General features: G+C 57.0%; 13 protein-coding genes. 3 read left to right on the top strand and 10 right to left on the bottom strand.

Translation table 11 applies throughout. From position 1 onward, the window contains the following. Nucleotides 1-175: 175 nt before the first annotated feature. The 6 genes from OZ656_RS04205 to OZ656_RS04180 form a co-directional block, all read right to left on the bottom strand. Nucleotides 176-793, bottom strand: a complete 618-nt coding sequence (locus OZ656_RS04205; RefSeq protein ID WP_199452606.1) for a sulfite oxidase heme-binding subunit YedZ — start codon at nt 791-793, stop codon at nt 176-178. After that, on the bottom strand, nt 793-1767 hold the full coding sequence (msrP, locus tag OZ656_RS04200; protein WP_199452556.1) for a protein-methionine-sulfoxide reductase catalytic subunit MsrP: 975 nt from the start codon (nt 1765-1767) through the stop codon (nt 793-795). The genes OZ656_RS04205 and msrP overlap by 1 nt, the downstream gene beginning before the upstream one ends. An 87-nt stretch (nt 1768-1854) precedes the next feature. After that, on the bottom strand, nt 1855-2670 hold the full coding sequence (gene pssA, locus OZ656_RS04195) for a CDP-diacylglycerol--serine O-phosphatidyltransferase (protein ID WP_114434757.1): 816 nt from the start codon (nt 2668-2670) through the stop codon (nt 1855-1857). Between the two features lie 90 nt (nt 2671-2760). Then, the gene (gene ilvC / locus OZ656_RS04190; RefSeq protein WP_114434758.1) at nt 2761-3777 is read right to left on the bottom strand and encodes a ketol-acid reductoisomerase; all 1017 of its coding nucleotides are present in this window, start codon (nt 3775-3777) and stop codon (nt 2761-2763) included. Between the two features lie 65 nt (nt 3778-3842). Then, complete coding sequence (gene ilvN / locus OZ656_RS04185; RefSeq protein ID WP_011784401.1) at nt 3843-4334, bottom strand: acetolactate synthase small subunit; 492 nt, start codon at nt 4332-4334, stop codon at nt 3843-3845. 2 nt (nt 4335-4336) lie between these two features. Continuing rightward, nucleotides 4337-6055, bottom strand: a complete 1719-nt coding sequence (locus tag OZ656_RS04180; RefSeq protein WP_011784400.1) for an acetolactate synthase 3 large subunit — start codon at nt 6053-6055, stop codon at nt 4337-4339. Between the two features lie 470 nt (nt 6056-6525). Here OZ656_RS04180 and OZ656_RS04175 point away from each other — a divergent pair, with 470 nt between their 5' ends. Continuing rightward, nucleotides 6526-7002 carry a DUF4124 domain-containing protein gene (locus tag OZ656_RS04175; protein WP_199452557.1) on the top strand — a complete coding sequence of 159 codons (477 nt, stop codon included), beginning with the start codon at nt 6526-6528 and terminating at the stop codon, nt 7000-7002. 80 nt (nt 7003-7082) lie between these two features. Here the strand turns inward: OZ656_RS04175 and clpB are convergent, their stop codons facing one another. From clpB to rluD, 3 genes are all read right to left on the bottom strand, one after another. Next, complete coding sequence (gene clpB / locus OZ656_RS04170; RefSeq protein ID WP_199452558.1) at nt 7083-9662, bottom strand: ATP-dependent chaperone ClpB; 2580 nt, start codon at nt 9660-9662, stop codon at nt 7083-7085. A gap of 174 nt (nt 9663-9836) precedes the next feature. Then, nucleotides 9837-10535, bottom strand: a complete 699-nt coding sequence (pgeF, locus tag OZ656_RS04165) for a peptidoglycan editing factor PgeF (RefSeq protein WP_206769591.1) — start codon at nt 10533-10535, stop codon at nt 9837-9839. Between the two features lie 49 nt (nt 10536-10584). Then, nucleotides 10585-11562, bottom strand: a complete 978-nt coding sequence (gene rluD, locus OZ656_RS04160) for a 23S rRNA pseudouridine(1911/1915/1917) synthase RluD (RefSeq protein WP_023010891.1) — start codon at nt 11560-11562, stop codon at nt 10585-10587. A gap of 172 nt (nt 11563-11734) precedes the next feature. On the opposite strand from rluD, the gene OZ656_RS04155 reads away from it, so the two are divergent. Then, nucleotides 11735-12568: an outer membrane protein assembly factor BamD gene (locus OZ656_RS04155; protein ID WP_379944994.1), complete on the top strand. Its 834-nt coding sequence runs from the start codon at nt 11735-11737 to the stop codon at nt 12566-12568. A gap of 8 nt (nt 12569-12576) precedes the next feature. On the opposite strand, the gene OZ656_RS04150 is transcribed toward OZ656_RS04155, so the two are convergent. After that, nucleotides 12577-14241 (bottom strand): NAD+ synthase, encoded by a 1665-nt coding sequence (locus OZ656_RS04150; RefSeq protein WP_379944993.1) that lies wholly within the window; start codon nt 14239-14241, stop codon nt 12577-12579. Between the two features lie 92 nt (nt 14242-14333). Here OZ656_RS04150 and OZ656_RS04145 point away from each other — a divergent pair, with 92 nt between their 5' ends. Beyond that, nucleotides 14334-15980, top strand: coding sequence for a sensor histidine kinase (locus tag OZ656_RS04145; protein ID WP_379944992.1), 1647 nt, complete (start codon nt 14334-14336; stop codon nt 15978-15980). Nucleotides 15981-15986 lie beyond the last annotated feature (6 nt).

Here is a 15986-nt window from a genome sequence, read left to right as displayed (position 1 = left end):
AGCAGTTGCGTTCCTCGTGAACCGGCGTTGTCTGCCGTGTCCCTCAGAAGTGGTGCGCATTCTACAGCCCTCAGGAAAACTGTCAACGCCCATTTTCAATTTATTTTACCGGGCTTCGGTTTCCACCTATGCGAGTGATCAAACACCCACCAAAACGTTTAGAACTTGACCAAAATCACGTTCTTTTCAGAGGAATGAGGGTGGAGAAACCAGACCAGTACACCCTGGCACCCAGTATTACAGCCAGCGCCAACCCGTAGATCATCATTTCGGTCACATCGCTGCGTGCCTGCCACAGGAAATGAACCCAGGCCAGAACCGCCGAACTGTAGATAAGACGATGTAATGGTTTCCAGCCACGCCCCACTCTTTTCATCATGCCTCTGGTAGACGTTGCCGCCAGCGGAACCATCAACAGGAAGGCCAACCCGCCCGCGATGATATAGGGGCGTTTGGTAAAGGTTGCCCAGAGATCAAACCAACCAAGGATAAACTGGAGAAAGGCGAGCACATGCAAAGTCGCATAGAAGAAAGCGTACAGGCCCAGCATCCTGCGGAATCGGAGCCAACCGGCCCAACCTGTGATTTTCCGCAATGGCGATATTAAAAGCGTTATCAGTAGAAACTGGAACGCTGCGATACCGAGCGCTTCTGTAATGGTCTGGCCTGGATCAGGCCCCAGATTACCACTCTGGATGTCCCACCCGATCAACGCGAGCGGAATCAGGCAGGACAGAAAAACCAGGACTTTAACCGGAGCATAGGGAAATTGACGAGAAGCCTTGGATGCCATCAATAATACCTGGAAAGATCCATATCCTTGTATAGATGAGCGACCTGTTCACCATAGCCGTTAAACTTCACTGTCTCGATCCAGTTCGGACTCAACAAACCAGAGGGCAGGCGACGCTCACGTTTCTGACTCCAGCGCGGATGATCCACTTCCGGATTCACGTTGGCATAGAAGCCATACTCTTCAGGCGCAATCATCTCCCAGCTGGTCTTGGGTCGCTCCTCCATGAAGCGGATACGGACGATCGACTTGATGCTCTTGAAGCCATACTTCCACGGCACAACCAGGCGGATCGGCGCACCATTCTGGTTTGGCAGGGTCTTGCCGTACAAACCAATGGCCAGAAACGACAACTCGTTCATGGCCTCGTCCATCCGGAGCCCCTCCCGGTAGGGCCAGTCAATCACGCTGAACATGGAGCGCTGCCCACGCATCTGGTCCGGATCATGAAGCGTTTCGAAGTAGACGTATTTAGCTTTTGATGTCGGCTGCAGACTGGCGAGCACTTCGGCCAACGGCACACCGACCCACGGAATCACCATCGACCAGGCTTCCACACAACGCAACCGGTAAATACGCTCCTGATACTGGTGAGGCTTCAGCAGATCTTCCAGCGCATAGGCGCCTGTCTTTGCACATTCACCTTCGACAGATACAGACCAGGGATCGACCGACATGGCATCGGCATAGCGCGCAGGGTCGCCTTTGTCCGTACCAAACTCATAAAAGTTGTTGTAGGAAGTAATCGCGGGGTAAGGCGCTTTCTTTTCGTCGGTAGAAAACGCCGGCATGGCCTTATACTGCAGGGCGTCGCCAGGAATTCCGCCCTCCTCCGCCTTGAGAAGGGCCGGCATGGTCAGCGCCGCAGCGGATGCCATCGTCCCGGCCATGAATTTCCGCCGGTTCAGGTAGACGGACTCAGGCGTCACTTCAGATTCTGACAGAGCCCACGACGGGCGGCGCTTGATAAGCATCGGGAACCTCCAATTCATTACTTGAGGTAACTGACCGGAGGTTCCCGAGAAAATTCCCGGCCGATTCACTCGGCCGAGGGGTAAGTCCTACCGAGCGCGGGCCGGCTTGCGACGGAACAGAGCCCGGACCGGGCCGGAAAGTGCGTAAATCAGGAACCCGGTGAAGAGTACGGTGGCGGGATCAAGGGCGATCACCACAAACACCAGCACCACCAGAAGTATTGCCGCGAAAGGCACCCGACCTCGAAGATCGAGATCCTTGAAGCTGCGGTAAAGAATATTGCTGACCATCAGCACACCGGTTCCGGCCACAACGATAATTGTCAGCAACGTCAGCCAGGACGATGGCTCGAAACTGTGGAAACACCACACCAGCCCCGCAACACAGGCAGCTGCCGATGGACTGGGCAGGCCCACAAAGTATTTTTTGTCCACGGAGCCGATCTGGGTATTGAACCGAGCCAACCGCAATGCTGCGCCAGCCACGTAGATGAACGTAACCACCCAGCCCACTTTGTCCAATCCGTTGAGGGACCAGAAAAAGGCCACCAGGCCGGGCGCAACACCGAAGGCCACCATGTCGGCAAGGCTGTCGTATTCCTCACCGAATTTGCTCTGGGTATTTGTCATCCGGGCGACACGGCCATCCAGCCCATCCAGAATCATGGACACAAAAATGGCAATAGCAGCATTGTCGAAGACACCATTGGCGGCAGAAACAATCGCATAGAATCCAGAGAACAGAGAGGCAGTCGTCAGCGCGTTGGGAAGCAGGTAAATGCCTTTGCGACGAACCTTGGTCCCCTCAACAAGCTCCTCTTCAACCACTTCACCGGGCTCAATTTCCGGATCTGCGGCTTTCCTGGTTTCTGATTTTTCCACGGTATTCTTTTCTTCAGTCATTCCATAAACTCCGGAAAGCATTTGGGCGGAGTATAAACGAAAAACGCGGCCACAAGGGGCCGCGTTTCCAAACCTTACCGAAAATCCGGATCAGTTCTTGTCTTTGTCCACGATCTTGTTCGCGGAAATCCACGGCATCATGGAACGCAGCTTCTCGCCCACGGTCTCGATCTCGTGAGCCGCATTCTGGCGACGGCGAGCGGTCATGGACGGATAGTTCAGGGCACCTTCAGAGATGAACATCTTGGCGTATTCGCCGCTCTGGATGCGCTTCAGTGCGTTGCGCATGGCTTCGCGGGACTGCTCGTTGATCACCTCCGGACCGGTTACGTACTCACCGTACTCGGCGTTGTTGGAGATGGAGTAATTCATGTTGGCGATGCCGCCTTCGTACATCAGGTCAACGATCAGCTTCAGCTCGTGCAGACACTCGAAGTACGCCATTTCCGGAGCGTAGCCCGCTTCGGTCAGGGTTTCGAAGCCGGCTTTAACCAGCTCAACCGCGCCACCACACAGAACCGCCTGCTCACCGAACAGATCGGTTTCGGTTTCGTCTTTGAAGGTGGTTTCGATGATACCGGTACGGCCGCCGCCGATGCCGCTGGCGTAGGACAGGGCTACGTTCTTGGCGTTGCCGGACGCGTCCTGGAAGATCGCAATCAGGTCAGGGATACCACCGCCCTTGGTGAACTCGGTGCGCACAGTGTGGCCCGGAGCCTTCGGGGCAACCATGATCACGTCCAGATCTTTGCGCGGAACGATCTGGTTGTAGTGAATCGCGAAGCCGTGAGCGAAGGCCAGGGTAGCACCCTGCTTCAGGTTCGGCTCGATTTCCTCACGGTACAGCTGGGCCTGGAACTCGTCCGGCGTCAGAACCATGACCACGTCTGCAGATGCAACGGCAGAAGCCACATCGCTGGTCTTCAGTCCATAGGCTTCAGCCTTGGCGATGGAGGATGAACCGGAACGCAGACCAACAACCACGTCTACACCGGAATCCTTCAGGTTGCACGCGTGGGCGTGGCCCTGAGAGCCGAAGCCCAGAATGGCAACTTTCTTGCCTTGGATGATGGAAAGATCACAATCTTTATCGTAATAAACCTGCATGAGAAACCTCTATATGTATGTAATGGCCCCTCGGGGCCATGATTTTCGATTTGTTTCGGCAGCCCTTACAGGCTGAGTACCTTTTCGCCACGGGCAATGCCAGATACGCCAGTGCGAACAACTTCCAGAACACCCGAAGTGCCCACTGCCTGAATGAAGCCATCCAGCTTTTCACTGTCGCCGGCAAGCTGCACGGTGTAGACAGAACTGGTGACATCCACAATCTGGCCACGGAAGATATCCACCGTGCGCTTGATCTCGGCACGCTGGGATCCGGTTGCCTTGAGCTTGACCAGCATCAGCTCCCGCTCTATGTGAGCGCCCTCGGTCAGATCCACCAGCTTGACCACTTCGATCAGCTTGTTCAGCTGCTTGGTGATCTGCTCGATCACCTTGTCGGAACCTGTCGTGGTGACAGTCAGGCGAGACAGGGTTTCGTCTTCCGTGGGCGCTACGGTCAGGGTTTCGATGTTGTAGTTGCGCTGCGAAAACAGGCCAACCACACGAGACAGTGCGCCGGGTTCGTTTTCCAGCAAAACAGAAATGATTCGACGCATGATCACACCCTCTCCGTTTTGCTGAGCCACATGTCTTTCATGGATCCTCGAGCGACCTGCATGGGATAGACATGCTCAAAGCGGTCCACATAGATATCGACAAACACCAGTTTGTCTTTCATGGCCAGGACTTCCTTGAGCTTGGGCTCCAGGTCTTCCTTGCGATCAATGCGCACACCCACATGACCATACGCTTCCGCCAGCTTGATGAAGTCCGGCAAAGACTCCATGTAAGACTGGGAATGGCGGGACTCGTAATTCATGTCCTGCCACTGCTTAACCATGCCCAGAGCCTGGTTATTCAGGTTGATGATCTTCACCGGCAGATCGTACTGCTTGCAGGTGGACAGTTCCTGGATATTCATCTGGATACTGCCTTCACCAGTGAAGCACAGCACTTCATCTTCCGGATGGGTCAGTTTGATGCCCATGGCGGCTGGCAGGCCGAAGCCCATGGTGCCGAGGCCACCGGAGTTGATCCATCGGTTCGGCTTGTCAAACTTGTAGTACTGGGCAGCAAACATCTGGTGCTGACCTACATCGGTGGTTACGAAGGCATCACCATTGGTGAGCTTCCAGAGCATCTCGACCACTTCCTGGGGCTTGATTACATCCGGGCTGGTCTCGTAACGCATGCCGTGGAACGCGCGCCACTCTTCAATCTGCTTCCACCACGATGCCAGCGCCTCGGCATCCGGCTTGTCCCTGGATTCTTTTACCAGCGACAGCATTTCTTTCAGTACCGCATCCACCGGGCCGACAATGGGCACGTCTGCATCTATGGTCTTTGAGATAGATGCCGGGTCGATATCGATATGAATAATGCGCGCGCCCGGGCAGAACTTCTCGGTGGCGTTGGTCACGCGATCATCAAAGCGCGCGCCCACACAGAGAATCAGATCTGAATGGTGCATCGCCATGTTGGCTTCATAGGTACCGTGCATACCCAGCCAGCCCAGGTGCTGTTTGTCAGTCGCCGGATAGCAACCGATGCCCATCAGGGTGTTGGTGATAGGGAAGCCCAGGGTCCGGGTCAGCTCGGTCAACTGGCTGGAAGCCTTGCCCAGGATCACACCGCCGCCGGCATAGATGACCGGGCGTTTGGCCGCCATCAGCATGTCGACGGCTTTTTTGATCTGACCGGCATGGCCACGAACCGCCGGGTTATAGGAGCGCAGCTTGACCTTCTTGGGATAGGAGTACTCATAGCGCTCATTCGGTGTGGTCATATCCTTCGGGATATCAACCACAACCGGACCGGGACGACCGGTAGCAGCGATGTAGTATGCCTTGCGGATTACCTCAGGGATTTCCTCGGGGTGACGAACGCTCAGATTGTGCTTAACCACCGGACGGGAAACACCGATCATATCGGTTTCCTGGAAGGCATCCTCACCAATAAGGGTGGATGCAACCTGGCCGCACAGAACCACCATGGGGATGGAATCCATGAACGCGGTGGCAATGCCGGTAATAGTGTTGGTGGCTCCAGGACCCGAGGTCACCAGTACGGTACCTGGTTTTCCGGTTGCACGGGCATAGCCGTCGGCCATGTGGACCGCCGCCTGTTCGTGCCGAACCAGAATATGCTTGACTTTGTCCTGCCTGAACAGCGCATCATAAATATGAAGGGCTGCACCACCCGGATAGCCGTATATGTATTCGATCCCTTCATCCTGCAGGGAGCGGATCAGCATATCGGCGCCAGACAATAACTCCACGATTTTCTACCCTCTTCTACGAGTGAATGAGCCGGGTTACGCCCCGGTTGCCTGGATTCTCGGTTTCCCTGCTTCTTGTGAAAGCGGAACCGGCGTACTCCTCCACACTAAAACTAAAGAGGTTGTCTCCTGGCCAGCCGCCCTCCTGAGGGTTGCGGAGAACGGCCAATCAACGGGTTGCACGTAAGCAACAACCAAGGCCCGCCAAGCGCTGGCGAACGCAGTGTGGTGATTAACGGGGGATACTCGCTCGGGATTGCCTGCCGTATTGACCCCAGTCTTCAGGCAATCGGTAATTCTGACAGCGGGAAACTCGCTGTCAATAGGCGCTGTGGCTTAATTACCCCGGAATTCGCCTCTCTCTGCCATACTGTGCAAAACTGCGTGCAAGATTTTGAACCAGAGACAGGAAAATCCGGCCATCCGATGGCATGATAGCCACAGGCAGTAACCAAGTGACGAGCAGAGACATGAACCGAAAAATATTATTGCTGACGGTATTGATGGCGGCCGCACCCGGCCTTGCGACCAGCGCTTCGGTCTATAAGTGGACAGACGAGAACGGTGTAACGCACTTTGGCGACCGGCAGCCAACCGGCCAGAACGCAGAGCAGGTCAACGTTCGTTCCGGCACCAGTCAGGGTGCTGGTGTGCAGCGGCGAAGCGCCCAGGAACAGCTGGGCGAACTGCAGGAGCAGCAGGCGGCAGAGCAACAGCAACGAGAAGAATCTGCGGTTGAGGAAGCTCGCCGGAAACAGCGCGAAGCCAATTGCGCCACGGCACGCTCCAATCTTGAGGTGATCAACAGCAACGCTCGTATCCGCGTGGAGGAAAACGGTGAAACCCGGTATCTGAGCCCTGAGGAAATCGAGCAGCAGCGCCAGAAATTCCAGGAAATTGCAGACGAAAACTGTGGCCCGGAACAAGAAGGCAGTAGCGAGCGTTAAACCCGAAGGTTCGGAGAACAGAAAAGGGCGGAGACTCGTGCCTTCCGCCCTTTTCTTTTTCAGCAGCTGAGGTCCCGCCCTCAGCCGTTCTTACTGAACACCAGCCGGTCTTCCTGAACCGTTGCGCGAATGGTATCGCCGGGCACAAAGTCACCCTGTAGCAGCTTCTGCGCCAGCGGATTTTCGATCATGCGCTGAATCGCCCGCTTCAGCGGCCGAGCGCCATAAACCGGGTCGTACCCCACTTCCGCCAGCAACTGCATCACGTCGTCTCCGAGCTCCAGCTTCATATCCTGATCCTTCAGGCGACGAGCCAGATTCTCAATCTGGATACGGGCGATGCCCTGAATCTGGGACTCCGCCAGCGGATGGAACACCACAACTTCATCCACACGATTAATGAACTCCGGCCGGAAATGAGAGCCAACCACTTCCATCACCGCCGACTTCATGTCTTCGTAGTTCTCTTCTCCGGCCTTCTCCTGAATGATGTGGGAACCCAGATTTGAGGTCATCACCACCACTGTGTTGCGGAAGTCGACCGTGCGACCCTGACCATCGGTCAGACGCCCATCATCCAGCACCTGAAGCAGGATGTTGAAGACATCCGGGTGCGCCTTTTCAACCTCATCCAGAAGCAGAACCGAGTAGGGCCGGCGACGCACGGCCTCGGTCAGGTAGCCACCCTCTTCATACCCCACATATCCGGGAGGCGCACCAATCAAACGGGCGACCGAGTGCTTCTCCATGAATTCCGACATATCGATGCGAACCATGGCCTCTTCGGTATCGAACAGGAAGTTTGCCAGCGCCTTGCACAACTCGGTCTTCCCCACCCCGGTCGGCCCGAGGAACAAGAAAGAACCATTGGGACGATTCGGATCCGACAGTCCAGCCCGGGACCGGCGCACCGCATTGGATACCGCTTCCACGGCCTCATCCTGGCCAATGACCCGATCGTGGAGGGCTTCCTCCATGCGCATCAGCTTGTCGCGCTCCCCCTCCAGCATCTTGGATACCGGAATCCCGGTCCACTTTGAAACGATTTCCGCAATTTCTTCATCCGTGACCCGGTTGCGCAACAGCTTCATTTCCATCATTTCCGCCTGGCTGGCCATATCCAGTTGGCGCTCCAGCTCCGGGATCTTGCCGTACTGCAGCTCGGACATCTTACCCAGATCCCCTGCACGGCGGGCATTCTCCAGGTCAATCCGGGCCTGCTCCAGCTGGCTCTTGATCTTCTGGGAGCCGTGCAGAGCCGCCTTTTCAGTGTTCCAGACTTCCTCAAGGTCGGCGTATTCGCGCTCAACATTGCCAATAACCGCCGACAGCTCTTCCAACCGCTTCTTAGAGGCTGCGTCGGTTTCCTTTTTCAGGGCTTCCCGCTCAATCTTGAGCTGAATCAGCCGGCGCTCCAGACGATCCAGAGCCTCAGGCTTGGAGTCCATTTCCATACGGATCTGGCTGGCCGCTTCATCCACCAGGTCAATGGCCTTATCCGGCAACTGACGATCGGTAATATATCGATGAGACAGCTTGGCGGCCGCGATGATGGCGCCATCCGTTACCTCAACCCCATGGTGAACCTCATAGCGCTCTTTCAGCCCACGCAGGATGGCGATGGTATCTTCCTCACTGGGCTCGCTGACCAGCACTTTCTGGAAACGGCGCTCCAGTGCTGCGTCTTTTTCAATATTTTCCCGGTACTCATTCAGCGTGGTGGCGCCGACACAGTGCAACTCGCCCCGGGCCAGGGCCGGCTTCAGCATGTTGCCGGCATCCATGGAACCTTCGGCTTTACCGGCGCCCACCATGGTGTGGATCTCGTCAATGAACAGGATGATCTGGCCTTCCTGTTTCGACAGCTCATTAAGCACTGCCTTCAGGCGCTCCTCAAACTCACCTCGGAACTTGGCGCCGGCAATCAATGCGCCCATGTCCAGCGACAGTACTTTCTTGTCTTTCAGGCCATCGGGCACCTCTCCGTTGACGATACGCTGAGCCAGCCCCTCCACAATCGCGGTTTTACCCACACCGGGCTCACCGATCAGCACGGGGTTGTTCTTGCGCCGGCGTTGCAGTACCTGAATGGTGCGACGGATTTCATCGTCGCGACCAATCACCGGGTCCAGCTTGCCGGCCTCGGCCCGCTCGGTAAGATCAATGGTGTACTTTGACAGGGCCTGACGGTTTTCCTCCGCGCCGGCATCGTTCACCGACTCTCCCCCGCGCACTTCGTCAATGGCCTTTTCCAGCGCGGCCTTGTCAACGCCTTGCTCTCGCAGAATGCGCCCCAGGGAACCGCGGTCTTCAACCGCCGCCAGCAGAACCAGCTCACTGGATATGAACTGGTCACCCCGCTTCTGGGCCAGCTTGTCGGAAATGTTAAACAGTCGCCCCATGTCGTTCGACATGGACACATCGCCGGCATTGCCCTGCACCTCCGGCAGGTTCTCAATTTCCTTCGCCACGGCCTGTCTTACCCGGCCGGGCTCAACCCCCACTTGTTTGAGCAGCGGTTTAATGGAGCTTCCCTGCTGGTCCAGCAGGGCCTGCATCAGATGCACGGGCTCGATGAAGTTATGGTCTTTGCCAACCGCGATGGACTGCGCATCCGCCAACGCGGTTTGCAGCTTGCTGGTGAGCTTGTCGATTCTCATGTGCTCTTATCCCCAAAATTCGTAGTGAATACCGATCAACCCTGTGGTCCGGATATTCCGATTGCTTTGAAACTTAATGTAGGGGCAAGTGGGGGGAGTTCAAGTTGGGCAGACCGCAATTCGTCAGAAATTTGACGGCTGTCAGTTAACACATCAGGAAGAGCTATCGAGACTTCAGGATTTTAGCCAGACCAGGGTGGCCATACGGCCGGTTTGACCATCCCGGCGATAGGAAAAGAACCATTCCCGATCCTGAACGGTGCACAGACTACCGCCAGCGACGGACGAGACACCAACCTGACTCAGACGCAGGGTTGCCAGACTGTAGATATCGGCCATGAAATGGCCCGGGCGGGCACCCTTGGTGTCAAAGGCTTTCGCAGCTTCCGGACTGTGCTGAACAAACGCTTCGCGCACTTCCGGGCCAACTTCGAAACTGTCGGGACCAATGGCGGGGCCCAGCCAGGCCGAAAGCTTGTCAGGCTCAACCGCCATCGCACTGACCAGGTTTTCCAGCACGCCTCCGCTGAGGCTGCGCCAGCCGGCGTGAGCAGCCCCCACTACGGTTCCATCGGAATCCGCAATCACTACGGGCAGGCAGTCGGCAGTCAGAATGGCACAACTAAGGCCGGGCGATCGGGTGAAACTGGCATCCGCTTCAGGAACCTGTTGAGCGTTGTCGGGTGTAAGCTCGACCACCCTCGCACCATGCACCTGATTCAACCAGCCAATCCGATCCACCTCTAACCCCGTGAAGCGGGCCAGGCGCTGCCGGTTTTCGGCGACAGATTCAGGGCTATCCCCGACATGATCCCCGAGGTTGAGCGAACTCCACGGCGCCTCACTGACGCCTCCCTTGCGAGTCGTGCACATGGCTTGCACCGCCCCCGGTGCGGACCAACTCGGCCTCAGGATGTAGTTGTCAGAAATCACGTTCTTCCAGCTCCCGGGCGTGTTTGCGCAGAGCTTCGATCAGGTGAACCATATCCTCTGGTAGCGGCACCTCCCAGCTCAGAATCTCACCCGTTTCCGGATGCTCAAGGGTCAACTGTCTCGCATGCAGGGCCTGCCGGGTGAACGCAGCCAGTACATCCCGAAGCTCCTCTGTAGTGCCTTTGGGCAACCGCAGACGCCCACCGTAGGCAGGATCACCAACCAGCGGGTGGCGCACATGCGCCATGTGCACACGGATCTGATGGGTGCGGCCACTTTCCAGCTTGCAACGAACCAGGGTATGCGCGGCAAAACGCTCCAGCAGGCGGTAATGGGTGACCGCCGGTTTGCCACTGGAAACCACGGCCATGCGTTTACGATCCTGCGGATGACGGCCAATAGGTGCGTCAACTGTTGCACCACCGGTCAGCGCGCCCACCACCACGGCCTCATACTCCCGCCCCATCGTGCGTGTTTGCAGCTGGTCTACCAGGGAGGTATGTGCAATCAGGCTGCGGGCCACCACCATGATGCCGGAGGTATCCTTGTCCAGGCGGTGAACAATACCTGCCCTCGGCAGGTTTTCCACTTCCGGCGCGTAATTCAGCAGGGCGTTCACCAGCGTGCCATCAGAATGGCCGGCCGCTGGGTGCACCACCAACCCGGCCGGCTTGTTAATCACCAGCAAGTGCTCATCTTCGTAGACGATATCCAGGCTGATGGGTTCGGCTTCCCAGGTCACCTGCACTTCAGGCTCAGCATTGAGCGCCAGGGAATCGCCCATCATTACCTTGTCCCGCGGCTTGCGGGATTTACCGTTCACCGTCAGGGCTCCGCTCTTGATCCAGGATTGCAGGCGGGAGCGGGAATGCTCGGGCATCAGCTCCGCCGCGGCCTGATCCAGCCGCTTGTCGCTGAGTTCCGGCGGTACGGTAAATTGGCCGGTAATTCGGTTTTCGGAAGTCATTCAGCCTCGTTTTCGCCGTTGGTTTCTGGCGCAGACGGCCGCCGGGCAGGCGGCGATGTTACGTTTCGGTCAGATTCCGACGCCAATATCGGGAAACACTGCACACAGACAGTCTTCCCCGTTACAATGGCCAATCAAACCACAAGTTCTGACCATTATACGGGATTCCGGCATGAGATCAGTCGTTCGATTACTGCTACTTTCCACTCTTTTTGCGCTGGCCGCCGGCTGCGCGTCCCAGAAGGAGGTGGAAGTCCTGCCGGAAGAAACCTATTACGAAAATGCCCGCAAGGCCATGAATTCGGGCAACTTCAACGAAGCCGAACAGAATCTGGATGCCCTGGAGACCTATTACCCGTTCGGCCGCTATGCCGAACAGGCTCAGCTGGATCTGATCTTTGCCCGTTATCAGAACCTCGACCTTGAAGGTTCCCGGGCCGCCGCCGACCGCTTCATGCGCCTGAATCCGCAGAGTGATCACCTGGACTATGCCCTCTATATGAGAGGGCTAGCCTCCTACAACCTGGACTTGGGGCTGGCCGCCCGCTACTTCCCCATTGACGTGGCCGCACGCAACCCTGGCGAGCAGTTGCAGGCCTTCCGCGATTTCTCGCAACTGCTGAACCGGTTCCCGGACAGTGAGTATGCCCCGGACGCCCGCCAGCGCATGATCGCCATCCGCAATCGCATGGCTGAACTGGAACTGCACGCAGCCCGTTACTACATCAAGCGTGAGGCCTACGTGGCCGCCAACAACCGCGCCCGCTACGTGGTTGAGAACTATCCGTCTTCGCCTTCAGTGGAAGAGGCTCTGATGATCATGGCGGATACCTTCCGCTTTCTGGAGCTGAAAAAGGGCGCCAACGATGCCATTGCCACCCTGAGAAAAAACTTCCCCAACAGCGAGGCCTTCAACGAGAACGGTGAGTACGAATCGGATCTTCTTCGCCGCCAGAACCGGTCACTGACCAACGTGGTGACCTTTGGTCTGATGGGGGATGAATAAGAGCGGGATTACTTCCCGCTCTTCCAGCCGTTGGTAATGGGATAGCGCCGGTCTTTGCCAAAGCCCCGCTCGGTAATACGAACACCGATGGGGGCCTGGCGGCGCTTGTATTCATTGATATCGACCAGCCTGACCACCCTGTCCACGTCTTCCCGTTCAAACCCTTCCGCTACGATGGCATCGGCACTGTAATCACGCTCCACGTATAGATTCAGGATCTGATCCAGTACGTCATAGCCCGGCAAGCTGTCCTCATCTTTCTGATCCGGCGCCAGCTCGGCTGAGGGCGGGCGGGTAATCACCCGCTCGGGAATCACTGGTGACAAGGTATTGCGGTAGCGCGCCAGCCGGAACACCAGCGTTTTCGGCACATCCTTCAGAACATCAAAGCCACCGGCCATGTCACCATATAGCGTGGAATAGCCAACCGCCATTTCACTCTTGTTGCCGGTCGTAAGCACCAAAGAGCCAAACTTGTTGGACAGTGACATAAGCAGCACGCCCCGCAGACGCGCCTGAAGGTTTTCCTCGGTGGTATCCGGCTTTGTGCCTGCAAAAGGTTCTGCCAGAGCCGCCATGAAGGCATCGTACATGGGCTCAATGGAGAACACGTCATACTGCACACCCAGGGCGGTGGCCTCGGCTTCGGCATCTTCCAGGCTGATGCTGGAGGTATACCGGAACGGCATCATCACCGCGCGCACACGCTCCTTGCCCAGGGCATCCACCGCAACCGCCAATGTGACCGCGGAATCGATGCCGCCAGACAGGCCCAACACCACCGACTTGAAACCATTCTTGTTCACGTAATCCCGTACGCCGGTTACCAGGGCACTGTAAACATTGGCTTCCAGCTGCGGTTCTGGCGGTAACGGCCGGGAAATCGGCTGGCAGTGGGGCTCGCACAGGAAATCCACCGGGTACAGCCCCTCCTCGAACTGAGGCACCTCCGCAGACAGCCCACCCGAGTGGTCGTACACCATGGAACCGCCATCAAACACCAGCTCATCCTGACCGCCCACCAGGTTCACGTAGACGATGCTCACCCGGTTCTCCCGGGACTTACGCTCCAGCAAAGCCTTGCGACGGGCCTGTTTATCGATATCGTAGGGCGAGGCATTGAGATTAAGGATAAGTCGGGCACCCGCGGCGGCAGCATCCTCGAGCGGGCCATCTTTCCAGAGATCCTCACACACGGTAATGCCAACGGGCAGCCCTTTAATGTCGAGCACCAGGGTGTCGGAGCCTTCGGCAAAATAGCGCTTTTCATCAAAAACCTGGTAATTCGGCGGGAAGCGTTTGAAGTAGCAGCCGCGAACCTGACCGGCTTCAACAACCAGCGCCGCGTTATATAGCAATCCACCAGAGCGAATCGGAGCACCGATTACCATCGCTGGAGGCAATGCTGCACTTTGCAGCTTTTCCAATGCTTCGCTCACGCGAAGATCCAGACTCGGGCGCAACAGGAGATCCTCCGGCGGGTAGCCGGTCAGGCAAAGCTCCGGAAAGACAACGATATCGGCCTGATGCTCCGCCCAGGCCCGCTGGGTTGCCTCCAGGATCAGATCGGTATTGCCCGGAATATCTCCAACCAGGAAATCCAGTTGCGCCATAACAACGCGGAGTTTTCGGGCGGCGTTCTGGCTCTGGGATGTTTGACCGGCTTCCGGCATGGACTGGCTCCTGTAACTTGTTGCCGTTAAAAGGCTATTATAACCCGTCAACAACAAAGATTTCTCCCGCACACAGACAGATGACTCGCTCCATGGCTCAAGACACTGCCGACAAAGACAGCAAGCGCTCTGCTTTCGGGCCGCCGGCCAAGCAGCAACAGGGAAGGCTGTTCCGGATCTACAATCATTATCGCGTGCTCATCAGCCTGATGCTGCTGGGCTTGCTGCTCTTCGATCCATTCACCACCGACAGCAAGTTCCGCTGGCTGGAGTACTACCAGGCGGGCGTGGTTACCTACCTGGCAATCAATGGCTTTACCGCACTGCTACTGCTTGCCGGCTTCCAGCCACGACAGCGGCATATCACGCTCTCCATTCTGATCGACATACTGGTGATGCATGGACTGTTACTGGCCAGCACCGGTATCACTAATGGCCTGGCCAACCTGGTTATCATTTCGGTGGCGGCGGGCAATATTCTGACACCAAGCCGGATAGGCACCTTCTACGCGGCGCTGGCTGCCATCTGCTCTCTCGGCATCTCCGGCTGGGCGGTACTCGCCATCAATGAAACCGCCGACGACATTGTCCGGGCGGGTTCTCTGGGCATACTCTACTTTGCCGCGGCTTTTGTCCTGCAGGGCATTTCAAAACGGATGATCCGAAGCGAAGCCCTGGCCAGCAGCCGGGCACGGAGCATTCAGGAACTGGAACAGATCAACCAGCAGATCATCCAGCGCATGCGTACCGGCATCCTGGTGCTTGATCGTTTCGGCCAGATTCGGCTTGCCAACGCCGCCGCCGAAGAACTGCTGTTCGGTGTGAGCGCCGATGGAGAAGATCTGGAGCCCCGTGCAAGGCTACTGCCTAAACCGCTCAGGCAGGGGCTCGAAAGCTGGCTGAAAAACCCCAACATGCGGATTGAACCCTTTCAGGCGTCGTCTACCTCACCGCTTTTGCAGGCCAACTTCACGCAACTGGACCAGGAGCGGGGCGACCAGATTCTGGTGTTTATTGAAGACATGAGCAAAGTGACCCAGCAGGCCCAACAGATGAAGCTGGCCTCACTCGGACGCTTAACGGCTGGCATCGCTCACGAAATCCGGAATCCTCTCGGCGCCATAAGCCACGCTGCCCAGTTGATGGAAGAATCCCCCAGCCTGGATGAGGGGGATCTTCGCATGCTCGATATCATTCGCCGTCACTCCCGACGGGTGAATGGCATCATCGAGAATGTACTGGACCTCTCTCGCCGCCGGACCGCAAATTCCGAGCTGATAGATGTCGGCCAATGGCTTCGCGAGTTCCGGGATGATTTCGTGCAAACGGTGAATGGGGAAACGGCCACCACGATCGAATTGAATATCAGCGAGCAGATTCCACAGGCTCGTTTCGACAAGAGCCAGATTGAGCAGGTGATGGTGAATCTGTGCGACAATGGTTTGCGGTACAGCAAACAGCAGACCGGGCAAAACAGGATACAATTAATTGCGGGCGCCACGGCCGATGGCAAACGGGCTTACGTGGACGTTCGGGATTTTGGCCCGGGCATCAGTGCCGAGCATCGGCATTCCGTATTCGAGCCCTTTTTCACCACGGATAAAAGCGGAACCGGGCTTGGCCTTTACCTGGCCAGGGAGTTATGCGAAGCCAACCAGGCACACCTCTCGCTGGTCGATGACGGACAGCCGGGGTGCCGATTCCGCATAACGTTTGCTCACCCCGGGCGAATGATCTGACCAACT

This window comes from Marinobacter sp. LM1 (assembly GCF_042763285.1).
Lineage (GTDB): Bacteria > Pseudomonadota > Gammaproteobacteria > Pseudomonadales > Oleiphilaceae > Marinobacter > Marinobacter nauticus.
Note: the sequence above shows the minus strand (reverse complement) of the source record. Positions and strands in the feature narration are given on the sequence as shown.